22 protein-coding genes are annotated in these 21,013 nt (G+C 70.5%); 10 read left to right on the forward strand and 12 right to left on the reverse strand.

The features are described 5' to 3' along the window. Positions 1 to 3: 3 nt before the first annotated feature. The gene (locus tag ACVWWH_RS19015; RefSeq protein WP_066496093.1) at positions 4 to 357 is read right to left on the reverse strand and encodes a hypothetical protein; all 354 of its coding nucleotides are present in this window, start codon (positions 355 to 357) and stop codon (positions 4 to 6) included. Between the two features lie 183 nt (positions 358 to 540). Between ACVWWH_RS19015 and ACVWWH_RS19020 the strand changes: the two genes are divergently transcribed. The 5 genes from ACVWWH_RS19020 to ACVWWH_RS19040 all read left to right on the forward strand — a co-directional run bounded on the left by ACVWWH_RS19020 (position 541) and on the right by ACVWWH_RS19040 (position 4,880). Further along, a complete protein-coding gene (locus tag ACVWWH_RS19020; RefSeq protein ID WP_066496092.1) occupies positions 541 to 840 on the forward strand; it encodes a DUF4193 family protein in 300 nt (99 codons plus the stop codon). A gap of 64 nt (positions 841 to 904) precedes the next feature. After that, on the forward strand, positions 905 to 1,642 hold the full coding sequence (locus tag ACVWWH_RS19025; protein ID WP_457317642.1) for a hypothetical protein: 738 nt from the start codon (positions 905 to 907) through the stop codon (positions 1,640 to 1,642). 308 nt (positions 1,643 to 1,950) lie between these two features. Next, positions 1,951 to 2,472 carry a hypothetical protein gene (locus ACVWWH_RS19030; protein WP_457317643.1) on the forward strand — a complete coding sequence of 174 codons (522 nt, stop codon included), beginning with the start codon at positions 1,951 to 1,953 and terminating at the stop codon, positions 2,470 to 2,472. A 126-nt stretch (positions 2,473 to 2,598) separates the two neighbouring features. Further along, positions 2,599 to 4,260 carry a phosphodiester glycosidase family protein gene (locus tag ACVWWH_RS19035; RefSeq protein ID WP_457317644.1) on the forward strand — a complete coding sequence of 554 codons (1,662 nt, stop codon included), beginning with the start codon at positions 2,599 to 2,601 and terminating at the stop codon, positions 4,258 to 4,260. Between the two features lie 128 nt (positions 4,261 to 4,388). Next, positions 4,389 to 4,880 carry a hypothetical protein gene (locus ACVWWH_RS19040; RefSeq protein WP_457317645.1) on the forward strand — a complete coding sequence of 164 codons (492 nt, stop codon included), beginning with the start codon at positions 4,389 to 4,391 and terminating at the stop codon, positions 4,878 to 4,880. A 49-nt stretch (positions 4,881 to 4,929) separates the two neighbouring features. On the opposite strand, the gene ACVWWH_RS19045 is transcribed toward ACVWWH_RS19040, so the two are convergent. The 8 genes from ACVWWH_RS19045 to ACVWWH_RS19080 form a co-directional block, all read right to left on the reverse strand. Continuing rightward, a complete protein-coding gene (locus tag ACVWWH_RS19045) occupies positions 4,930 to 5,871 on the reverse strand; it encodes a DUF6454 family protein (protein ID WP_457317646.1) in 942 nt (313 codons plus the stop codon). Then, complete coding sequence (locus tag ACVWWH_RS19050) at positions 5,861 to 7,459, reverse strand: inositol monophosphatase family protein (RefSeq protein WP_457317647.1); 1,599 nt, start codon at positions 7,457 to 7,459, stop codon at positions 5,861 to 5,863. The genes ACVWWH_RS19045 and ACVWWH_RS19050 overlap by 11 nt, the downstream gene beginning before the upstream one ends. A gap of 86 nt (positions 7,460 to 7,545) precedes the next feature. Next, positions 7,546 to 8,646 carry an ABC transporter ATP-binding protein gene (locus ACVWWH_RS19055; RefSeq protein ID WP_457317648.1) on the reverse strand — a complete coding sequence of 367 codons (1,101 nt, stop codon included), beginning with the start codon at positions 8,644 to 8,646 and terminating at the stop codon, positions 7,546 to 7,548. Between the two features lie 7 nt (positions 8,647 to 8,653). Continuing rightward, positions 8,654 to 9,478: an ABC transporter permease gene (locus ACVWWH_RS19060; RefSeq protein WP_457317649.1), complete on the reverse strand. Its 825-nt coding sequence runs from the start codon at positions 9,476 to 9,478 to the stop codon at positions 8,654 to 8,656. Then, entirely contained in the window at positions 9,478 to 10,389 is a 912-nt protein-coding gene (locus ACVWWH_RS19065) for an ABC transporter permease (protein ID WP_457317650.1), read from the reverse strand. The genes ACVWWH_RS19060 and ACVWWH_RS19065 overlap by 1 nt, the downstream gene beginning before the upstream one ends. Before the next feature lie 50 nt (positions 10,390 to 10,439). Further along, positions 10,440 to 11,600 carry an extracellular solute-binding protein gene (locus ACVWWH_RS19070; RefSeq protein ID WP_457317651.1) on the reverse strand — a complete coding sequence of 387 codons (1,161 nt, stop codon included), beginning with the start codon at positions 11,598 to 11,600 and terminating at the stop codon, positions 10,440 to 10,442. A 395-nt stretch (positions 11,601 to 11,995) separates the two neighbouring features. After that, complete coding sequence (locus ACVWWH_RS19075) at positions 11,996 to 13,453, reverse strand: purine-cytosine permease family protein (RefSeq protein ID WP_457317652.1); 1,458 nt, start codon at positions 13,451 to 13,453, stop codon at positions 11,996 to 11,998. Positions 13,454 to 13,687: 234 nt separating this feature from the next. Then, the gene (locus tag ACVWWH_RS19080; protein ID WP_066496075.1) at positions 13,688 to 13,969 is read right to left on the reverse strand and encodes a hypothetical protein; all 282 of its coding nucleotides are present in this window, start codon (positions 13,967 to 13,969) and stop codon (positions 13,688 to 13,690) included. Between the two features lie 157 nt (positions 13,970 to 14,126). Here ACVWWH_RS19080 and ACVWWH_RS19085 point away from each other — a divergent pair, with 157 nt between their 5' ends. The 3 genes from ACVWWH_RS19085 (at position 14,127) to ACVWWH_RS19095 (ending at position 17,384) form a co-directional block, all read left to right on the forward strand. Then, the gene (locus ACVWWH_RS19085) at positions 14,127 to 14,573 is read left to right on the forward strand and encodes a hypothetical protein (RefSeq protein WP_457317653.1); all 447 of its coding nucleotides are present in this window, start codon (positions 14,127 to 14,129) and stop codon (positions 14,571 to 14,573) included. Beyond that, a complete protein-coding gene (locus ACVWWH_RS19090; RefSeq protein ID WP_457317654.1) occupies positions 14,570 to 16,294 on the forward strand; it encodes a hypothetical protein in 1,725 nt (574 codons plus the stop codon). The genes ACVWWH_RS19085 and ACVWWH_RS19090 overlap by 4 nt, the downstream gene beginning before the upstream one ends. A 469-nt stretch (positions 16,295 to 16,763) precedes the next feature. Next, positions 16,764 to 17,384 carry a CPBP family intramembrane glutamic endopeptidase gene (locus ACVWWH_RS19095; RefSeq protein ID WP_457317655.1) on the forward strand — a complete coding sequence of 207 codons (621 nt, stop codon included), beginning with the start codon at positions 16,764 to 16,766 and terminating at the stop codon, positions 17,382 to 17,384. Positions 17,385 to 17,514: 130 nt separating this feature from the next. On the opposite strand, the gene ACVWWH_RS19100 is transcribed toward ACVWWH_RS19095, so the two are convergent. Both ACVWWH_RS19100 and ACVWWH_RS19105 read right to left on the reverse strand, forming a co-directional pair. Further along, positions 17,515 to 17,778 carry a hypothetical protein gene (locus tag ACVWWH_RS19100; RefSeq protein ID WP_066496065.1) on the reverse strand — a complete coding sequence of 88 codons (264 nt, stop codon included), beginning with the start codon at positions 17,776 to 17,778 and terminating at the stop codon, positions 17,515 to 17,517. 208 nt (positions 17,779 to 17,986) lie between these two features. Further along, positions 17,987 to 19,024, reverse strand: a complete 1,038-nt coding sequence (locus tag ACVWWH_RS19105) for an AAA family ATPase (RefSeq protein WP_457317656.1) — start codon at positions 19,022 to 19,024, stop codon at positions 17,987 to 17,989. A gap of 135 nt (positions 19,025 to 19,159) precedes the next feature. On the opposite strand from ACVWWH_RS19105, the gene ACVWWH_RS19110 reads away from it, so the two are divergent. Further along, positions 19,160 to 19,780 (forward strand): hypothetical protein, encoded by a 621-nt coding sequence (locus ACVWWH_RS19110; protein ID WP_457317657.1) that lies wholly within the window; start codon positions 19,160 to 19,162, stop codon positions 19,778 to 19,780. Between the two features lie 230 nt (positions 19,781 to 20,010). Further along, positions 20,011 to 20,487, forward strand: a complete 477-nt coding sequence (locus ACVWWH_RS19115; protein ID WP_457317658.1) for a hypothetical protein — start codon at positions 20,011 to 20,013, stop codon at positions 20,485 to 20,487. A gap of 12 nt (positions 20,488 to 20,499) precedes the next feature. Here the strand turns inward: ACVWWH_RS19115 and ACVWWH_RS19120 are convergent, their stop codons facing one another. After that, on the reverse strand, positions 20,500 to 20,919 hold the full coding sequence (locus ACVWWH_RS19120; RefSeq protein ID WP_457317659.1) for a nuclear transport factor 2 family protein: 420 nt from the start codon (positions 20,917 to 20,919) through the stop codon (positions 20,500 to 20,502). Between the last annotated feature and the right edge of the window lie 94 nt (positions 20,920 to 21,013).

The following is a 21,013-nucleotide window of genomic DNA, read 5'->3' on the forward strand; positions in this document are numbered from 1 at the left end:
CTCTCAGGCCGCGTCCTGGGTGGAGTGGGGGCCGGGCCGGGTGCAGTCGACCGCGCAGCCGAAGAAGGCCATCCCGCGCCAGTTCACGGGGAGGGGCTGCTGCGGCCTGAGGCCCATGGCTTCGAGCCACTCGGGCAGCTGGCTCGGGTAGTCCAATTCGAACAGCACGCACTCAGGGCTCTCCCCGGAGAACGCCGTCCCGATCCGGTCGGGCCGGCCGACGGCCGCCTTCCACCGCGTCCCCGGCCTGTGGCGGGTGCTTCGGACTTCGAACCAGAGCGACTCGTCGGGACCCAACTCCGCCGCGATGCCTTCAATCCGCGCCCTCTGCACCTGTGCCGCATGTCTGTCGATCATGTGCTCCCAACCCTTTTCTGTCGGGAACATGCTTTCCCGGAATCGGCGGCCGTCACACAAGCCTGCGCCCGGCCCTGACGGGCGATCTGAGTCGTGATGCTGGACACCTTGTGTGGCTGCGGGGTCCGCGGAGGTGTAATTTAGCTTCGCTCAACCCCGCTGACCGAGAGGAACACCAGGCCCGTGGCCGCCGACTACGACGAACTGCGCTCCGATGTGAAGGAATCCCAGCACGAGTCCCTCGAGGCTGTGAAGTCGGCCAACAAGCCCGACCCCCGCAGCGTTGTGCTTGAGCTCGATGGGGACGACAGCGGCGAGGACGCCGGCCTCGCAGGGGGTGAGTTCGTCAACGACGAACTCACCGTGCACGTGATTCCCCAGGGCGAGGACGAGTTCGTGTGCCAGTCCTGCTTCCTGGTACGCCATCGCTCCCAGAAGGTGGTGTTGGGCGGGATCGACTACTGCCGGGACTGCGAAGGCTGACCCGACCGTGAGTTCCGCGACACCCCGGGTTTCCTCGTCCCGCCGCCCGGGTAATTCCCTCGCCATGCCGCACCCGGAACCAGCCTCGCCGCTGCACGAGACGATGCTCGAGATGCTGCACGAGGCGCGCCGGCGCGGCATGGCGCACAGCGAGCACTCGCTCCCGGTCTGCGAACTCCTGCTGGAGATCCATGCCCCTGCCGGCGTGGTGGCCGGGGAGCCCTGCAAAGCCTGCCGCGAGCCCTGGCCCTGCAAGACCGTGCTGGACATCCTCGGCGGGCTGGAGCCGGCAGCAGGGCCTCCCGCCCCCGCTGCCAGTTCAGAGGACACGCTCACCCCCGGAGGAGTCGTCTACACGTACTTCGCCGCGCCCGCTGACGAGCTTGCGGCGAGCACCATCCGCCAGTCCGGCACTTCCGACGCCGCCGAACTCCCACTCAGCGGGTCACCCGCGGTCGAGGACGCAGGCTTCGACCCGGTCCTCCAGTGCGGGACACTTGAGGCCATCCTCACCGGGCGCGCGTACGAGGAGATCGAAGCCAGTCCCGGATGGGGCCGCCTCGTAGCCGAGCACGACGGCGGGGAACGGTATGTCGTGGCGCTCACCGATGAGCTCACCTCGGCGCTGGCCCTCTCGACCGCAGACGGCCGCCGCACAGCTGCCCGCCAGTGGGCGCAGACGGAAGCGTTCTTCGGAGAAGCGGACCCTGAGGTCCTCGCCTCCCGCCTCGACGAGCTGAGCGAGCTCGCCCGTGCCGCGCGTAGGTCCGGGGACCGGCTGTACTGCCGGGTCTGCGTCTAGACGGACTGCGCCGCCGAGGTGGTGCCCGACGGAGTCGAGTCCTGCCGCGACTGCGAAGGCTGAGCCGGAGTCGGCGCCACCCCCCTCACTTCCTGCGGCGCACCACCAGCACGATATAGAGGGCAACGGCCACCGACCCCAGGACGACGGCCACCGCCACCAGGGCGCCGGCACTGATTCCCGCGCTTCCGCCGTTGAGCACGTCAGGACCCCTTTCCGCTTGCCACTGAGCGTAGTCCGAGTCGCGCCCTCGGTTCCCCACCATGCATCCTTCCGCCCTCCCCGGCCTGAGGAATATGCTCGCGGCCATGGGGGCCGTCGCGGGGCGCGGGATGTGCAGGGGCTGGGGATCAGCAGTCCTGGGCGCGTCTGCCGCGCTCGTGCTGATGGGCTGCACCACGGCCGCGGATGTCAGGGCAGCGCCCGGCATCGGCCAGGGCGGCGACAGCGCGGCGCCGGCGCGGCCCCACCCGGGCGGCGCGGCGGAGCACGCGCTCTACAACCTGACCACAGACCTCTTCTTCGTCAGCCTGCCACCGGGCTCGACCAGGACCGCGCAGAAGTGCACCCCGTCGCCCAGCGATCCGCGGGGTGGCGGCGACTGCACGGTCACCTTCACCAGCGCCTTGGCGCCCCAGGCCGTCTTCGACGACTTCGCGCGGCGCGCTGGCCTCACCGGCTGGGCGGCCGAGCAGAACGACCGGGACGGCAGGACCGTGTCCTGGGCGATGGCCTACCGCGACGGCAGCCGTGCGCGCGTCGTGCTGAGCCCTCTCGACCCGGAGAAGGGGTCCCCGCCGTACGCGTACAAGCTCGCGGGATCCATCTGACCGGCACTCGGAGGGCGGCCCCCTCCGTCGGCGGTCTGAGGGGGTGGGGTGAACATCGCGCGAAGCGTGCACCAACTGTTCCCCAACCCGGGCCGGGCGCCCCGCACCGGCTCCTACCCTTGAACGGTGCTCTCCCCCAGAACCCGCAGAATTCTCGCCTCCGCCGGCATGTCGGTCGCCGTCTCCTCGGCACTGCTCAGCCCCGCAGCCCCCACCCACGCTGACGACGCGGCACCTGCCGCCACGTCCTCGGCGCACCTGAACCTCGGCGCCCCCGACCTGCCCGAGACCCGGACCCAGAAGACCCTCGCCCCCGGCGTCACCCTGACCACGATCCACCGCGGCGCCCCGGACAGCTCGCTGTTCTGGACCGCCGAAGTCGCCATCCCCTCGGACTCCCCCGACCCCGACGCCCCTGCCTCGGCCCTGTCCAGCCAGACGGCCGCCCAAGCCGTGGCCGCGAAGCTCCAGACAGCCGGGGTCGACGCCCGCGTCGAGCAGGTCACCTCCCCGCAGCTCGCCGACGCCGGCGGACAGCTCGGCTACCGGGTCCGAGCTGGCCACTTCACGGCGAAGGCCGACGGCGCGTCCCTCCTCGCGCAGATCAAGGCCGCCGGTTACGCATCCTCGCTCGTCTACACCGGGTGGGACGGCGACGCCGGGACCATCGGCCACACGCGCGGTCCGTGGAACCTCGACGTCGTCACGATCGACCCGAAGCAGTACCGCGGCGAGCTCTCGGCCAGCTTCGGCACGGACCTCGAGCATCCCGAGACCACCAGCCAGCTCGCCGCCGCCCAGCACGCCGTCGCCGGAGTCAACGCCGGCTTCTTCGTCTTCGACCCCGCCGCCGGCGCGCCCGGCGACCCGGCGGGCGTCGGCGTCTACAGCGGCAGGACCCTCCGCGAAGCGGTCGGCGACCGACCCGGCCTCGTCCTCAACGGCGACACCAACGCCACGAGCATCCAGCGCCTCACCTGGCACGGGACCGTGTCCGCCGCCGGGGCTGTCATCCCCCTGACCGGCATCAACCGGGCCGCTGGCCTCATCCGCAACTGCGGCGAGAAGGGCGATCAGCCCACGGGGCTCCCTCAGCAGGACGTCACCTGCACCAACCCGAACGAGCTCGTGGCCTTCACGCCCGACTTCGGGGCCACGACCCCGTCCGGGGCCGGCCTCGAGGTCACTGTCGACGCCCACGGCACCGTCACCGCCGTCGCCGATGCCCGCGGCACCGCTGTCCCCGCAGGGGGCCGCACCGTCCAAGCGACCGGCACCGCCGTCCCCCAGCTGCGTGCCCTCGCCCATGTCGGGCAGAAGCTGCGCGTCAGCACCGACGTCGTGGGCGAGGACGGCCGTGCCCTTCCCACCACGAAGGAGACGAGCGTCGTCAACGGCGGCCCCCTGCTCGTCAAGGACGGCCACGAGGACGTCACCGCACGCCAGGACGGGATGGTCCACCAGGGTGACTCCAACAGCTTCTACTACGGCTGGGTGCACAAGCGGAACCCGCGCACCTTCGCCGGCACCGATGCCCAGGGCCGCACCCTCCTGGTGACCGCCGACGGCCGCTCCACGGACTCGCTGGGGCTGAGCCTGAAGGAGGAGGCCGACGTCGCGCAGTCCCTGGGTATGGTCCAGGCGATGAACCTCGACGGCGGCGGCTCCACCACGGCGGTCGCCGCCGGCTCGGTCGTCAACGCCCCTTCCGGGACGAGCGAGCGGCCCCTGGGCGATGCGCTCCTGGTCCTGCCGGAGGGCAACGATCAGGCCGGCCGACGCCCCTGACCCGAGGCATGCGTCTGGAGGAGGGACACCCCCGAGAGGTGTCCCTCCTCCGTCTCTCTCCGGGCCGGCCCGGGACCGAGGAAGCGCATGACAGGCGGGAACCCAGCTGGCGCGCATATGATGCCCGCGTGAACAGCGGATCCCCTGAGCGGTCGCCCCTCGATGACTCCTTCGGCCTGGCTGGTGCGTGGCTGGCCGCCCGCATCGAGGAGGACCCGGCCATGCTCGGCCTCGGCGACGGGATGCCCGCGTTCGAGCGGACCGTTGTGCACTCGCGGCCCGACCAGTTCGCCGTCATCCTCTTCCACCCGGCCGAGGGGATCCGGCACGTCGTGGAGGTCCAGCTCGGCTCGGCCGACGCCGACCAGGTGGACCGCGCCGTCCGGCACATGGAGGAGGAGCGGGCCCGGCTGCCGCTCATCCCGCACCGCGCCGCGGTCGCGGCCGAGCGCATCCCCGAGGATGTCCTCGCCGCCGCCAGACAGGCCGGGCTCCCCCTGGACGTGGTCGAGCTGCGCATCGAGCCGTCCGGCGAGCTCGCAAGCGTCCGCGGCGAACTCGTCCACGTCCACCGGCCCGAGCCCGATACCACCGACGGAGCACCCGAGCCCACGCACTGACCTGTGCTGCGCGTGAAGCCGCCTGACTACAGCACGAAGGCCCGCGCGGCTACGCCAGCTTGCGCAGGTTCCCGATGCGGGGCGCCGGCTCGGCTGGCTGGCTGACGCGGTAGGCGAGGATTTCGGTTCCGCAGGGTTCGTCACCATCGTCGGGCGCCACCAGGAGGACCACGTCCTCGCCGTGGCGGGTGAGGACGAACGGGTTGCGGAAGACGCTGTGCCCTGCCGCGCTGAAGAGCGGCACCGGGACGTCCGCAGCGATCCTGCGTTCGTCGAAGTGCACGACGGCGACCCCTCCGAACTCGAACACCCCGCCGTGGGCGTCGGGCAGCTCGCTGATGCCCGCGCAGATGAGCCGGCCGCCGCCGTCGAACTGGGCTTCTTGGAAGTCGAGGTGCCGGCTGGGGTTGTCCCAGGCTTCCGGCTCTCCCGGGACCAGCCCGCCGTCGGCCGCCTCGTTGAGCGCCCACCGGTACAGGCGCCGCGAGCCCCAGCTCGCACCGTACAGTTCGCCCCCTCCGGGGCTGGATACGAGCCAGGTGATGTGGTCGTCCACGTCGAAGCGCTCGACGAGCTCGAGCGTCACCGGGTCGAGGGTGTAGACGAGGCTGCGCGAGTGGGAGCGGTACTCCCCGACGGGGACCCACAGCAGCCCACCGGTGTGGTCGATTCCGCTCGGATGGTAGGCGTCGCCCTCCCCCACGAGGATGTCAGCGGCGAGCGTCCCGTCCGGTTCGATGACGAGCACGTGTCCCCGCCCCCGCCCCGGCGATCGGCGCGAGGTGTCGCCGTCGGCCCCGGGCAGGGGTGCGGGGGGGTCCAGGACTTCCACCGTGGTGAGGAAGACCCGACCAGCCGCGAGGGTCATCCCCTGGGGGTGGTGGGTGGCGAAGGCCAGCGGAAGCCGCCGCAGGAGTTCGAAGCGGGTGCGCCGGGTCCATCCGGCCACCTCTGCGGAGAGGGTGCCGTCCCGCGGCGGCTCAGCCCACACGGGGTACCTGCCCGTTCCCGTTCCGTGCGTCCTCCTGCCCGGCGCGCAGCGCCAGGGCCCAGACTTCGTACAGCTCGTCCGCCTGCTCGGGCCTGGCCGCCATGACTCCGCCGGAGGAGGGCCAGACGGTCTCCCGGCCCTCCTCGTCGAGCAGCGTCCCGCCGGCCTCGCGCACGAGGAGCGCGGCCGCGAGGTGGTCGATGGGGCTGAATCGTGCGATCACGCTCCCCGAACCCCGTCCGAGGGCGACCCCGGCGAGGGCGAGCGTGCCCGAGCCCATGACGCGGAGGGTGCAGAACCGGTCGGTGAGCGCTGAGAGGAACGCCTGGAACCCGGGCCACGCCGCGTGCCCGAGCAGTTCCGTGGCGACTACCGTGCCGGCGAGCGCGTTCTCGTGCGGCGCCCCGGGCTGGGCATGCTGCTGGGGTGCCGGGGGCTGCGACGTGGCGAGGCGGAGCAGCGCTCCGTCGACTTCGGCGCCGTAGCCGGCGACGGCGGAGAACACCTGTCCGCGCCACACGTCTGCGACGACGGCGACGAGGGGCTCACGGTCGATGGCAAGGGCGAGCGAGAACGCGGTCCACGGCACGCCGTTTGCGAGGTTCGCCGTGCCGTCGACCGGGTCGACGTACCAGCATGGAACACCCGGTTCGGGGGCACCGCCGAACTCCTCCCCCACCACGGTGTGGCCCGGGAGCCGGGCCGAGATCACCTCCCGGACGTGCTGCTCCACCGCGAGGTCGACGTCGGTGACGTGATCCGCGGCGTTCGCCTTGGTCCTCACGGTCCCCAGGGCGGCGGCGCGCGTGTGCTCGAGGGCCCACTGGCCGAGTTCGTAGGCCACCGTCGCGGCCGCCACGAGTTCATCGCCAGCGAGGCTCCGCGGCGGCTGCGCGGCAGCCCAGGCGGCCGGCCCTTCGGCGATCACGCTCTGCAGCACGGACAGCCGGTTGGTGGTGACCGCGTCCGCGCCGAGAGCCAGGGCCCAGCGCATGCTCTCGGCGGAGTCGACCGTCCAGCAGGTCATGAGCGCGCCCGAGGCGTGGACTGCATCGACGAGGGCGCGGCCCAGGACCGCGTGGTCCGAGTTGACGGCGGTCGGGCGGAGGCGGTCAAGCAGCTGCTTGGGCGGCAGGTCCCGCCGGTTCCAGGGCAGCCAGATGCTCGCGTGGGGATCGAGGTCCCGGATCCTGGTCATGGCTTCGAGGCTCCCGCACCACGCGACGCGGGCACCCTCGCGGCCTGCCGCGCGGGCGGCCTCGGCGTGGGCGTGAACGACGGCGACACTGGGCGCAGCCGGCCCGGGCTCGTCCATATCGATGACCAGGACGGAGCCCGTCCCGGCCACGGCGTCGAGTGCGTCTGCGAGGAGCGGGATGCGGGCGTCCGCGCTCCCGAGGGCCGCGGCCTCGGTCCAGTGGACGGCTGCGATGTGCCGGGGATCGTTCCAGAGCCGTTCGAGTGTCTCATCGTGCAGGAGGACCACGTGGCGGTCGCGGGTGAGGCGGACGTCGATCTCCACGAAGTCTGCGCCAGCATCGATGGCTGCACGGATGGCGGGCAGCGTGTTCTCGCGGTGCCGCTCCACATGTCCACGATGGGCGGTGGCGAGGGGGCCGCGGCTCCGTGGGACGGCCGGAGCGGCTTCGAAGGGCGCTCGCGCCGGAACCGCGCTCATGCCGCGGCCCCGTGTCCGGCGAGCACGCCGTCTTCGAAGTCGAGCCATCTGGTGATTCTCGCGTATCCCCGAGTTCCCACGGCAGGCGGGGTGCCCGTCACGAAGCTGCGAAGGGCAGTGTCGTCGCGTGTGAGGTGCAGCTCCGCGAAGTGGCCGTGCGGCACCACCCGATCGACGGTCGCTGGCGCCCATCCGCTCCCGCTGCCGTCTGTTCCGAGGAGGTCCGCAGTGAAGACGACGTCCTCCGGACGGACGCCGGCCATGCCGCTGCCGGGCACGAGGCGGCCGTCGCGGATGCTGCCCTTGAGCCGGTTGAGGCTGCCGATGAAGGTGGCCACGAACTCCGTCGCAGGCGCACGGTACAGGTCAGCGGGGGTGCTGAACTGTTCGATCCGGCCGGAATTCATGACGGCGATGCGGTCCGACATCGACATGGCCTCCTCCTGGTCGTGGGTGACGATGAGGGTCGTGATGTCGAGCCGCTGCTGGATCTCGCGGATGTCCTCGCGGACCTTGACGCGCAGCTTGGCGTCGAGGTTGGAGAGCGGCTCGTCGAGCAGGAGGAGCTCCGGCTCCTGGACGAGGGCGCGGGCGAGGGCCGTGCGCTGCTGTTCGCCGCCCGAGATGCGGGCGGGCCGGGAGTCCCTGTGGTGGAGGAGGTTGACGAGGGCGAGGGCGGCGTCGACGCGTTCGGCGATCTCTGCTTTGGGCCGCCTGCGCAGCTTGAGGGGGAAGCCCACGTTCTTCGCCACGGTCATATGCGGCCACAGCGCGTAGTTCTGGAAGACCATGGCGCTCGGTCGCTGCTCGGGCCCCAGATGGGCGACCTCGCGGCCGCCGACCCTGATGGATCCCTCGTCGGGGGTGAGGAATCCGGCGATCATGCGCAGGGTGGTCGTCTTGCCGCAGCCCGAAGGGCCCAGCAGGGACACGAGCTCGCCGGGCTGCACGGCCATGTCGAGGCTGTCGATGATGGTCCGCCCGCCCAGGACCTTGCGCAGAGTACGGATCTCGAGCCCCGCGGACCGGGAACGTTCCGGGATCCGGGATGCTCCTGCTGTGTCGCTTCTGGCGGTGGTGGGTGTCGTGGTGTTCATGGTGCCTCTACTTGATCTGGAAGCCCTCGGCGAGCTGGCCGCCGACGATGTGCTTGTGCGCGGCCAGGAGCAGCGCCACGGAGGGGATGGCGAGGAGGATCGAGAAGACCGCCGCCACCTGGGTCGGGTAGTTGAGCACGAGGGTGTACATCTGGGTCGGCATGGTGAAGTAGTCCGGCGCGCCGACCAGATAGGTGCCCTGGGCCTCGTCGAACGAGGCCAGGAAGCTCATGATGGCCGCGACGAGGATGCCCGGCAGCGCCATGGGCAGGGTGACGCTGAAGAACACGCGCACCTTCGATGCCCCGGCATCGCGCGCGGCCTCCTCCAGGCTGCGGGGGACTGCGGCGAATGCGGCCGACGGGATCCACGTCATGAACACGACGGTGCCCAGCAGGTGCACGATCAGGATTCCCAGAATGGAGTTCATGAGGTTCAGCGTGTAGAACAGCGCCGCGAGGGAGACGAACAGGCCCATCTTGGGGAACGCGTTGGCGGCGAAGAGCCCGATGAGGAAGAGCCGGCGCCCGGGGAATTCGAACCGCGCGACCGCGTAGGCGGCGGGGAGGCAGATGAGCGCGGAGACCAGGACGGTGATGGGGGCGAAGAACAGCGAGTTCTGCACTGCCACGCCGAGGGCGCTGTCGCTGAACACGAGGCCCCACCACTTGAGGGTCCACCCGTCCGGCAGCAGGTTCGGGTAGGTCCAGTTCGTCGCGAACGCCCGCACGGCCAGCCAGGCGAGGGGGCCGATGATGAAGACGGCCAGCGCCAGGGCGAAGAGCGCCGCGAGGGTCCCGGTCAGGGCTCGGCGCGCCGAAGGGCTCTGCATCAGACGGCCCCGCTTTCCTTGGCGGAGCGGAAGTTGGCCCAGACGTAGACGGCGGCGATGCCCGAGGCGATCGCGAACACCACGAATGCCATGACGACCGCCTGCTGGGGCTGGTTGAAGGCCGAGAAGTAGTTGGACATGTCGACCCCGAGCATGTTCGGCGAGTTCGGGCCCGTGAAATAGGGCACCGTGAAGGAGCCGAGGATTCCGATGGCCGTGAACGTCGTCGCGATGATGATCGGCACCCCGGCCATGGGGAGCACCACCGAGGCGACGACGCGCCAGAAGGAGGCGCCGGCGTCGCGGGCGGCGTCGATCATCGCCTGCGGCACGGCCTGCAGGCCGGAGGTGACGAGCAGCGTCGCGAACGGCAGCGAGGTCCACACCGAGCCGATGACGACCGTGACCATGGTGAACGACCAGACCGGGAATTCCACCCCGAGCTGGGCAGCGACGCTGCGCAGGAACCCGTTGGCGGAGTAGAAGCCCAGGATGGCCCATGAGGCGATCACCACCGGAATGAACAGCGGCACGACCGCGAGTCCCGAGAGCACCTTGCCGACCAGGCCGCCCCTGAACTTCAGGTAGAGGCCGATCGCGGCGGCGAGCAGGACCACGATGGTGGTGCTGGTGAGGGTGACGGCCACCGTCACAGCGAGGTCGCCGAGGAACCGCTGGCTCGTGAACGTGTCGGTGTAGGCGCCGAGGTCGGGGACTGCGCCGTCGGCCTCGTGGACGTTCTGCCCGATGACGGCGATCGTGTGGTTGAGGCCTCCCGTGAAGCCGAGGCTGAACGCGAACGCGAGAACGATCGGGAACCCGATGAACAAGGCGATGAGCAGGATCGGCGGGAGTGCCATGCCCAGGCCCGCGGCGCCCCGGGCCCCGGCCACGCCGCGTGCGGGGCGCACGCGGCGCGACGGGGCCGCCCGATCCTCTCGGACTGTGGTCGGCTCGGCTGTCACTGGCCGGGGACCTTCTGGTCCCAGAGGTTGTTCATGTCCTTGGACATGTCGTTGTAGTAGCCCTGGCGCAGGTTCTTCGTGTCCGCGTTGGCGAACTTGTCCTGCAGGTCCTTGGGCAGCTTGTCGAGGGAGATCGCCGGGTAGCCCGAGATGTCCTTGACGATCATCGCCTGCTGGTCAGGCTGCAGGACGAACTGGGCCAGCTTGAGCGCGGCATCCTTGTTGGGGCTGTCGGCCCGGACGCCCAGGTAGGCCGCGCCGCCGGTGAAGGACGGATCGGAAATCTGGGTCGCCTTGACCGACGCCGGGATCGAGCCGTTCGCAACGCCAGTGGTGAACATGTCCGACCAGACGGGAGCCATCTGGATCTGGCCGCTCGCGAGCAGGTCCAGCGTCTGCTGGTTGCCGTTCGGGTAGACGCCCTTCTGGTACACGAAGGGGTTGAGGCCCTTGAGTTCGGCGAAGCCCTGGTCCCAGGAGGACTCGAGGCCCTTGTCGTACCCGACCGTCATCTTCTGCCTCACATCGGCCGGAACATACTTGTCCAGCACCGTGGTGGCGAACGCCGCTCCGGACCCGCCCGACTTGGGCGAGTTGTAGGTGAACTTGCCCGGGTTCGCCTTGATCCACGCGAGGAGGTCGTCAAGGGTCTTGGGCGGAGCCGCCACGGTCTTGGTGTTGTACGCGAGCAGGACGGACGAGCCCCGGTACGGGATGCCGCTGGTCCCCCCGGCCTTGATCGCGTCGGCGGGGACGTCTGCCAGCGCCGGGACCTTCCCGCTGTCGACCGGCTCCAGGAGGTTGGCCGACGACGCCTTCGGGACGAACCCCGCATCCACGAGGTCGAACCCCGCGTCCTTCTTCTGCTGGGCAGAGCTGGAGAGCTTGGCGAGCGTCTGGGCGTCGTGCTCCCCATGCAGATCGAACTGGACTTGGACTCGGTAGCCTGGATTGGCCTTCTCGAAGGCCGGTCCCAGGTCCTTCTCCCAGAGCTTCTGGATGTTGGTGTCACCGCTGATGAAGACCCGGACGGTCTTCGAGCCGGCCTCGCCAGCCGCGTTGTTCGCTCCGGCGGTGCTGCTCTGGGCGCACCCGCTGACGGCGAACGCCAACGCCGTGACGGCGACAGCAGATCGCAGGGCAGTCGTGAACTTCATGGAATCTCTCTCCCAAGAGCTTCGACGAAGGGCACGCACGAGGCGCAGAGGTTCTGCGGGCTTCCGGCCCTTGCCTCAACGCGCAGGCAGCGGTGGCCGCCCGGCCCCTTCGTCTGATGTCGACAGGTCATCACCGCGCTGAGCCGCTGGGGCACAGCACGTCGGCGGCCCGATGGCGCCAACCCCCACCGAAGACTGAACACCTTTGTCCTGACTAACGGTCAAAGGTGGGGTGACGGGGAGGTTAAGCAGGCTCAAATGCTTGCGGCGCCGCTCGGGGTCGGAACTCGCCTGTCGACGTCTCCGACGCGTCGGTCTTCACGAGGAGTCGGCTGCAGCAGGAAAGGAAGGAGGCGGCCCGGATGACCGGACCGCCTCCTTCCTGTGACAGCAGCTCAGGGCAGCGTGTGCCCGTGCGCGGCGGCGTCTAGCTCAGCCGACTCCGCGTCGCCCAGCCGTGCCTCCTCGGCCGCATTCACCTTCCGGGTCAGCAGCCAGTACAGGACACCGGCCACAGGGAGGCCGACGAACAGCGAAATGTCCGCGCCGTCCATCGCCTGGGCGACGGGACCGACGAAGAGCGTCCCGGCCGAGAAGAACGGGACCATCACCACGAAGCCGACGAGGTAGGCGATGATGCCGGGCCACCCCCACCGGCCGTAGACTCCGTGCGGCTTGAAGATCTCGGCGATGGCGTAGTGGCCCTTGCGCACGATGAAGTAGTCCGTGAGGTTCACCGCGGTCCACGGGATGAAGAAGTACAGGACCAGCAGCAGGAAGTCGTTGAAGTTCGCGAGGAAGTCCTCCGAGGCGACATTGGCCAGGATCACGGAGATCGCCGCAGTGACGGCAATGGTGATGATGCGCAGCCGCAGGGTGGGCCTGATGCGGCGGAGGCTGTCGATCGAGGAGATCAGCGTCAGCGAGCCGCCGTACATGTTCAGCGCCGTGACGGACACCAGGCCGAGAGCGGCGACGAAGAGGGCGATCGACCCGAATCCCGGGAAGAGCTTGTCGGCGGTGGCCTGAATGGACGGGATGGTGTCGAAGTCCTTGCCCGCTGCGGCGGCGATGAAGGCCCCGAGGAACATGACCCAGATCCCGCCGAGGGCGCTGCCCCAGAAGGTGTACCGGAAGGTCCGGCCGGCGGCGGTGGGCGGCAGGTACCGGGAGTAGTCCGAGACGTAGATCGCCCATGAGATCTGGTAGCCGGCGGCGACGCCGAGCTGGGCGAGGAAGGGCACGAGCTGGAAGCCGCCGAGGTCGAACATGGCCGCCGGGAGGTCGAGGTGCGTGAGGACGGCGACCGTCAGGAGGGCCAGCATCGCCACGGTCAGGTAGGTCAGGTAGCGCTCGAAGCGGTGGATGAGGTCGTACCCGAAGAGCGCGACGACGACGGCGACGATGGTCACCACCCAGAACCACAGGCTGTCCGACCCCCCGTGCACGGACGCTCCGATGGCCTGTCCGGCAAGGACGGTGTTGAAGATGTTGAACCCGGCGTACTGCAGGTAGGCGAACAGCCAGACGAGGAGGGCGCCCACGTACCCGAACTGGGGGCGGGACTGGATCATCTGCGGCAGTCCGAGCTGGGGGCCCTGGGACGAGTGCGCAGCCATGAACAGGGTTCCGACGAGCACCCCGGCGGCGATGGCGATCATCGACCAGATGAGGTTGCCGCCTGTGGTGATGCTGATGAGCCCGACCGCGAGGGTGGCGATCTGGGCGTTGCTCATGAACCAGAGCGGGCCGATGCTCGAGACATTCCCGTGCCGCTCGTCCAGGGGGACGTAGTCGATGGAGCGGACTTCAAGTCCTCCGTTGCTCTGGGACTGACCGGTGGAGCTGGTCATGCGTTCTCCTCGTGGGGCCTGGGGGCGCGGCCGGGCCACGGAGCTGTGACCGGCCTAACACCGACAGCACAAGATATGCGGGCAGCCGGTCGCCGGAACATGTGCAAAGCACCAGAATTCGGCGCCCCGAAACTGGGCGGACGCACATCGGGGAGCCAGCGTGGTCAGGGCCGGTCGGTCCGGGAGCACGGTCAGCGCTTCGGCGGAACCCTCCCGCAGGACGCTCACCACGCCCTATCCGGCGGCGCGCCACTCAGGGCCGACGACCTGCTGGATCCGCTCCCTGCGCTTCTGGGACAAGGCGCCGTGCTCATCGGCGGCCCGCTCGGCGTCGAGCCAGGACCCCAGCCGTGCCTCGTACGCGTCCCCGGCCTTCGGGTCGGGGACGTGCCTGTACTCGGCCAGGAATGTCTCGACCCGGTGGAGCGCCGCAGCGAAGTCCGCCTCGTCCTGCTGCGCGGGGACCGGCAGACCCGTGATCTGCCAGGCCAACTCGTGCATGAGGTCTCTGTCCATGTCCGGCCCTCATCGCCGGTCCCTCCCCCGCCCAAATTCTAGGGACCGGCAACGGCCGACATGGAGAGGAGAAGGTCCTGTCTCGCATCAGGCCGGATTCCAGCCCAAGCCACTAGGTTGTACATGTACAACCTACCTTTCCATCCGGGGGACACCCATGAGATCAAGACCCGGGCCACTGGCCCTCAGGCTCGCCGCCTCGCTCCTGCTTCCGGCGGCGCTGCCCGGCTGCGCGGCGCCGGGAGCAGCCCCGGCGGCGCCGGGCACCACCGCCGCAGCCCAGGTCCCTTCCGCGACAGTCACCGTGGCGCCCGCCGTCGCGTCGGCCATGGCCGAGGGCGCCCTCAGCGGCGAGCACTGCCAGAAGGGCGTGGACGGCACTTGGTCGTACACGGCAACTCTGTCCAACCAGGGAGCCGCCCGGGCGGCGTTCACCGTTGCGATCGGCCTCACCCGGGACACCTCGGTCCTCGACCACGCCCTCATCCAGAAGACCCTCGCCCCCGGCCAGACCGCCCAGGTCTCCGCCACCGGCTTCGGCAAGGACGCCCCCTCCGCGGGAACCGACTGCGCCGCCGCCGTCTCCCAAGAGAGGACGGAATGACTATCCGCCGCCACGGGGGGTGGGCGGCAGCGCTGGCGCTGGCCGCACTCATAACGACGGCTGCACCGTCCCAGGCCACCACGGCCGCCCCGTCCCCGACCGACACCGCCAGCCCCTCCCCGACCAACACGTCGACGGCAGACCCGACCGCCACCGCCACCTCGACGCCCATTGTCACGGCGAGCGATTCTCCAACCGGTTCGCCGACCGGCACTGCGACTCCGTCCCCCACCTCGACCGCGACGCCCACCGGGGCGCCGACGAGCCCACCCAGCACGCCCCCGGCGCCCTCCCCCATCCAGTCCAAGTACGCCGCCCTCGGCGGCGCCACCGGCTGGCTCGGGGCACCCGTCACTGCCGAGGACTGCACCAGCCCCCCGGGCGGTGGCTGCGCCGAGACGTTCCAGCACGGGGCCATCTACTGGATCGCCGCCACCGGGGCCCACACCGTCGGAGGCGGCGTCGGCGCCCGCTGGGCATCGACCGGCGGCCCCACGGGCTTCCTCGGCTACCCCACCACGGATGAGGTCGCCATCCGCGACGGCGGCGTCTACCAGCTCTACCAGGGCGGGGCCGTCTACTGGTCCCCGGCCACCGGCGCCCACACCTCCCACGGCGGGATCCGCAGCGAGTTCGCCGCAAAGGGTTGGGAGAACGGCTTCCTCGGCTACCCCACCTCGGAGGAGGTCCCGATCCGCAGCGGCGGCGTCTACCAGCTCTACCAAGGCGGCGCCATCCTCTGGTCCCCGACCACCGGCGCCCACACCTCCGGCGGGGCAGTCCGTGACGCGTGGGCGGCCACCGGGTACGAGGGCGGCCCCCTCGGCTACCCCACCACCGACGAGGTCCCCATCCGCAACGGCGGCGTCTACCAGCTCTACCAAGGCGGGGCCATCTACTGGTCCCCGGCGTCGGGCGCCCACACCTCCCGCGGTGGCATCCGCGCAGCATACGCAGGCACCGGGTACGAGAACGGGCCCATGGGCTACCCGGTCACGGACGAGCAGTGCAGCGGCTCGGCCTGCATCCAGAAGTTCCAGAGCGGGACCATCACCTGGATCGCCGGCATCACCGGCATCCACGGGTACAACGAGTGCGAGTCGCTGAACAACGGCCACTCCAACTACCCCAGCTACGGCGCCTCTGCCGTGTCCTTCGCGGTCGCCGAGTACTACGGGTCGTACAACGCATGGTTCATCCGCTGCCAGAACACCGCCGGGGTCTACTGGCCCGACTGGTACACGCCGGCGACAGTGGGCCGGTCCGGGTTCAAGCCCCCGGGCGTCGCCTCCGGCCCCACCCGGTACGAGTACTCCCCCACCGGGGACTACTCGGTCACGCAGGCGTTCGGCCTCGGCAACCCCGGCACCGCCCTGCCATACCAGACCCTCAACCCCGACTCGCGCTGGGGCGGCAACCCCGGCACCCCGGAGTACAACCAGTACTTCGAGGAATCCGCCTGGGTCGGGTACGACGAGAACATGTGGTACTTCGCCACCCGGTCCACCCACGACTACAAGGAGGGCGCTGTGCTCAACTACAACCGCCCGCCCGACGCGGGCATCGTCCAGGACGCCGGGTTCGCGATCTTCCTGCACGAGAACACCGCCCCGACGGCCGGTTGCATCGCCCTGCCGGACTGGAACCTCGTCGACTGGCTGCAGAAGGCGCACAGCGGCGACCGCATCATCATGGGCGTCCGCTCAGCCCTGTTCCACTGACAGGGCGCCCCTCAGGGCAAGCAGAAGGGCCCGGGACCGTCACCGACGGCATCCTCGGCCCTTGTGCGCGGCCATGTCCGCCGCCCCGATAAGCCCGGAGGGGCTGTCCACGACCGGCGCCTTGGACAAGTGCCCTCGTTCGGCGACCAAGCCGCTGTTGAGCAGTTCAAGAGGAACCGGCACGGCCAAGGCTGCCCGCACTGCTGGCGGTCGAACGGCCCTACCGGGGAGGGACGCCAAGGGCAAGAGTTTAAGGTGCGGCGCGGGGGCGGCCCCCACCGGCCTCACGCAGCCCGAGTTTCCACGAGAGCGGAGGGCTGAGGCGATGCGGCCCAGACGCCGGACCACGCGTCCCCCGAAAGGACCGAAGGGTCAGCGCGGTGCCGCACCGGCCGGACCGCCCTCGTGGCGGGACGCTCTGGTCCTCAGAGACGGCTGGCCGGCCCCCAGCCTCGCAGCATCGGCCGTCGTGGTGCTTGCCCTGTTCGCGGTCGCCGTCCTCTGGCCGGTCGCCGTCTCCGCCGCCAGCGCGAGGGGCCTACCGCTGCGGGTCGCCGTCGACCTGTCCCCGTTCCTCGCGATCATGGCCGTCCTGGTCGCCGCCGCCCGGCTCGGCAGACTGCCCCTCTCCCTCGCGCTCGGTTGGTCCGCTACGCACGCTGGGCGCCAGGCGCTCATCGGGGTAGCCCTGGCCGCGGCCAGCCTGACGCTTGCCCTCGTCCCGGCACTCCTGGGCTTCGGCGTCCTGGGCCGAGGCGAGCCCCGGCCGCTCGTCTTCGCCTACCTCGCCGGCCGCTCCTTCGTGCTCGTCGGCTTCGTGGAGGAGTTCGCCTGGCGGGGCTACGTCCTCGCAGGAGCCAGACGCCTCCTGGCCTCGAGGGCTTGGGCGGTGGTCGCCTCGTCAGCCCTCTTCGGACTCTGGCACTTCCCTGGCGCGCAGGACGTCCTGCAGGTCATCATGACGGCGCTCATCGGCGCGATCTACGCCACCGCGGTGCTCACCCTCCGCCACTGCACCACTCTGGCCACCGGACTGGGGCACGGCCTCCACGACCTGGCACTGCTCACGCTCGCCACCATGTCTGCCTGAACAGTCATCGCATCACCCGCGCAGGACGGAACCCGGATGATCAGCCGGCGCCCGCTGCCGGTCCAGCCCGCGGGACGGGGGCGCATGCACCTTCCGCACGGTCCTGCGCCCTCGCCTGCAGGAGCAGCGCCTACGCCTCTACCAGGATCACCAAGGTGTCGGCCAGCACGCCGTCGTACTCCATGGCCTCAGCGGCGGCCTTGGACTGCATCGCCGCCATGACCGCATCCATGTCAGCAACATCCATCAGCACTGCCACTTGTGTCGGGTTCTGCGGGTTGACGAACGTCCGGATATTGGTGACTCCGAGCGGGCCGAAGAGCTCCTCGCGTTTCGGTGAGGCGAGCCAGTGGTCCTTGTCCTTCACATCGTGGTGGGCGATCACGGTCGGCATGGCGCGTCCTCTCGAAGGGGGCCGGCGGTCCGCAGGCCCGGTGCGCAGCACGCTACTGATGCTCCCGCACCCCGAGAAGGGTATTCGTGCCCCCATATCGCCCGGCCTCAGTACCGTCCCTCCAATCGGTGCGGCTATCCCTTGCATGGTCCGTAGGGACGCCTTGCGTCCTTCTCGGCGTGCGCCCTTGCAGCCGCCGCAATGACGGTCAGACCAGCCAGCGGCGCCACCAGGGCTGCTGCTCCGGTTCCGGCTGCGGCTCCGGTTCCGGCTCCTCGCCCAGCGCCAGCGCGGCCTCCACGATGTCCTCCGCGGTGAGCGTCGTGACGGACTCACGGTCGAGCGCGTCGAGGCTCTGTCCCTGGTCGCGCGAGAGGCGCAGCGCCTGGCGGTTGAGCGCCTGCTCGAAGAGCGTACGGGCAAAGCGTGCGTTGCCGGAGTCCTCGCCCGCGTGGAGCCCAGTGAGGATGCGGCGCAGCATCTGGTCCGCGCCCGGCCCCAGCGTGTACTCGTGCTGGGCCAGCGTCTGGTGGAAGATCGTCTGGAGTTCGTCGACCGAGTAGTCGGGGAACGTGATCTCGCGGGCGAACCGGGAGCGCAGGCCGGGGTTCGAGAGCAGGAAGGACTCCATCAGTCGCGGGTACCCGGCCACGATCACGACCAGTCGGTGGCGGTGGTCCTCCATCCGCTTGAGCAGGATCTCGATCGCCTCGGGGCCGAAGTCCATCCGGCCGTCCTCCGGCGCCAGCGCGTAGGCCTCGTCAATGAACAGCACGCCATCCAGCGCACGCCGGATCACCCGGTCCGTCTTGATGGCGGTCGCACCGACGTACTGCCCCACAAGGCCCGAACGGTCGACCTCGACCAGGTGGCCTTTCTGCAGCAGCCCGACCGCGCGGTACATCTCGGCCAGGAGTCGCGCCACGGTGGTCTTTCCAGTGCCCGGGTTTCCGAGGAACACCAGATGCTGTGATGTGGCCACCTCCGGGAGGCCGTGCGTCTTGCGGCGGGCCTGGATCTGGAGGAGCGCGACGAGGGCGCGCACCTGTTCCTTGACGGTCTCCAGGCCGACCAGCGCGTCGAGCTCGGCCTGCACCTCGGCCAGCGGCCGGGCGGGCCCGGGCCTTGCACCGATGAGATCGCCAACCAGTTCATCGACGCGCTCCGAACCGGGAAGCTTGAGCTGATCGGCCAGATGGTTGAGGGTTCCGCGCAGGTCGTCGAGCGGATTTCGGCTGGCAGCCATGCCTCCATGGTAGTGCTCAGCTCCCGGAGCGCAGCGGGGTTGGCCCCGTCCTGTTCCCCAATCCAACTTTCGGGGAGCAGTTCAGACCGCCCCCCACTGTGGCGGGCTCCACAAGCCCGGATCTACCATCCGAGAGTGGACTACACTCCCTCCGACCGGGTCTACCTCGAGGACGACCTCGGCCTCGACACCGCATGGCTGGCGGCGCGCATCGTCGAGGACCCCGCACTCCTCGCCCTCGGGGAGACCGAGCTCGCCGTCGAGCACATCGCCCCCTCCGACCGCCCCGGGTCCCTCACCGTGCACCTCGCCGACCCCACCGCCGGCATCTGGCACGTCGCCGAGGTCAAGCTCGCCGACGCCGACACCGACCAAGTCCTCCACGTCCTCACCCTCTGGCTGGGCAGCCGCACCGACCCCGCCGGTGCTGAGCGGCAGCCTTCCGTGGTGGCCGAGCACATTCCCCCGGCTGTGGCCCGCGCCGTCCTCATGGCCCAGGAGGTCGCGCCCCTGGGCGCGTATGAGCTGCACGCCCTCCAGGTCGGGGACCAGGTGGCCCTGCACACCGAGCCGGTCCAGCCGCCGGAGACCACGGACGCCGCCGCCGACCACGAGCTCGCGACCAGGCTCGCCGAGGCGGTCGCCCGACTCCAGGGGCACTCCCCCGAGCAGGCCGCCGACCTGCGCCTGCGGATGATCGGCCGTCTCTACCGCCACGACGACCGCGGTCCCGCCGACCCACCCGCCCCTGCGTGACAGCCCTGCCCTCCGGCGCACCTGGGATGCCCGGATGAGCACCACCACCGGCTCTGGGACGGATGTGGTTGGGATGGGGCGGATGTGGCTAACCCCAAGGGACAACGTGGTCCCCGGAGGAAGGTCTCGCAATGGTCTGGATCGAAGCCAACGGTTCCCCCGCCCGCCCCGGCCCGGCGACGGCCTCCCGGGTGACAGACGCCCCGCCGCGCAGCGCACATGATGCGCGCATGAACAGCAGATCCCCCGAGCTATCGCCCCTCGATGACCCCGCAGCCCTGTCCGGCGCGTGGCTGGCCGCCCGCGTCGAGGAGGACCCCGCCTGGCTCGGCCTCGGCGACGGGATGCCCGCGTTCGAGCGGACCGTCGTGCACGCGAGGCCCGACCAGTTCGCCGTCATCCTCTTCCACCCGGCCGACGGCGTCCGGCACATCGTGGAGGTCCAGCTGGGCGCCGCGGACATCGACCAGGTGGACCGTGCCGTCCGCCATCTCGAGGAGGAAAGCTCCCTCCTGCCGCTCATCCCGCACCGCGCCGCGGTCGCGGCCGAGCGCATCCCCGACGACGTCCTCGCCGCCGCCTGGCAGGCCCGAGTCCCGGTCGACGTTGTCGCGCTTCAGGTCGAGCCCTCCGGTGAGCTCGCGACCGTCCACGGCGAAGCGCGGCCCTCTCCGGTGCCGGACGGCCCCGCCGTCACCGGCCCCTGACCGGCGCACCCGTCAGCGGTCTTCGGCGGCGTCCGGTTCGGTCACGGTGTCGGCGTGGCGGTGGGCGACCTTCCACTCGCCGCCCTCGCGCCGGTACACCTGCGTCGCGCGGAGCGTGTAGGTGCGCAGCTCCCCGTCGACGATGGCAGAGGTGTGCTCAAGGCCGGCGGTGTAGGCGGCGTCGCCGATCACGTCGAACGTCTGGAGCTCGAACTCGTAGGACGCGCAGCCGGAGAAGCTCTGCTCGAGGAACCGGAGCACATCCTCGACCTCGCCTTGGCCGTACGCGTTCCGCCACGCTCCCAGGATGCTGACGGGCTCGTTCCGCGACCAGATGGCCCGGCGAAAGCCGGCGTCGCCGTTGTGCAGCGCTACCTCCGCGTCGTGCAGCGCGGTCCTGACCCAGTTGAGGAAGTCCTCCCGGTCGGTCATGCCGTCAAGGTACCCGCGGCCCCGATCTGCGGCAACGGCCCGCTAGGGCGAACCGCTCAGCCAGGGTCGCCGCGTTCGGCGGGCACCACGGGCC

Source organism: Sinomonas sp. RB5 (assembly GCF_054063535.1).

Bases quoted from the DNA above. Each gene is read 5' to 3' on its own strand.
- ACVWWH_RS19060 (WP_457317649.1), bottom strand. From the start codon at position 9,478: ATGCAGAGCCCTTCGGCGCGCCGAGCCCTGACCGGGACCCTCGCGGCG.
- ACVWWH_RS19075 (WP_457317652.1), bottom strand. From the start codon at position 13,453: ATGACCAGCTCCACCGGTCAGTCCCAGAGCAACGGAGGACTTGAAGTC.
- ACVWWH_RS19030 (WP_457317643.1), top strand. From the start codon at position 1,951: ATGGGGGCCGTCGCGGGGCGCGGGATGTGCAGGGGCTGGGGATCAGCA.
- ACVWWH_RS19105 (WP_457317656.1), bottom strand. From the start codon at position 19,024: ATGGCTGCCAGCCGAAATCCGCTCGACGACCTGCGCGGAACCCTCAAC.
- ACVWWH_RS19080 (WP_066496075.1), bottom strand. From the start codon at position 13,969: ATGGACAGAGACCTCATGCACGAGTTGGCCTGGCAGATCACGGGTCTG.
- ACVWWH_RS19120 (WP_457317659.1), bottom strand. From the start codon at position 20,919: ATGACCGACCGGGAGGACTTCCTCAACTGGGTCAGGACCGCGCTGCAC.
- ACVWWH_RS19085 (WP_457317653.1), top strand. From the start codon at position 14,127: ATGAGATCAAGACCCGGGCCACTGGCCCTCAGGCTCGCCGCCTCGCTC.
- ACVWWH_RS19025 (WP_457317642.1), top strand. From the start codon at position 905: ATGCCGCACCCGGAACCAGCCTCGCCGCTGCACGAGACGATGCTCGAG.
- ACVWWH_RS19015 (WP_066496093.1), bottom strand. From the start codon at position 357: ATGATCGACAGACATGCGGCACAGGTGCAGAGGGCGCGGATTGAAGGC.
- ACVWWH_RS19055 (WP_457317648.1), bottom strand. From the start codon at position 8,646: ATGAACACCACGACACCCACCACCGCCAGAAGCGACACAGCAGGAGCA.
- ACVWWH_RS19115 (WP_457317658.1), top strand. From the start codon at position 20,011: ATGAACAGCAGATCCCCCGAGCTATCGCCCCTCGATGACCCCGCAGCC.
- ACVWWH_RS19070 (WP_457317651.1), bottom strand. From the start codon at position 11,600: ATGAAGTTCACGACTGCCCTGCGATCTGCTGTCGCCGTCACGGCGTTG.
- ACVWWH_RS19100 (WP_066496065.1), bottom strand. From the start codon at position 17,778: ATGCCGACCGTGATCGCCCACCACGATGTGAAGGACAAGGACCACTGG.
- ACVWWH_RS19090 (WP_457317654.1), top strand. From the start codon at position 14,570: ATGACTATCCGCCGCCACGGGGGGTGGGCGGCAGCGCTGGCGCTGGCC.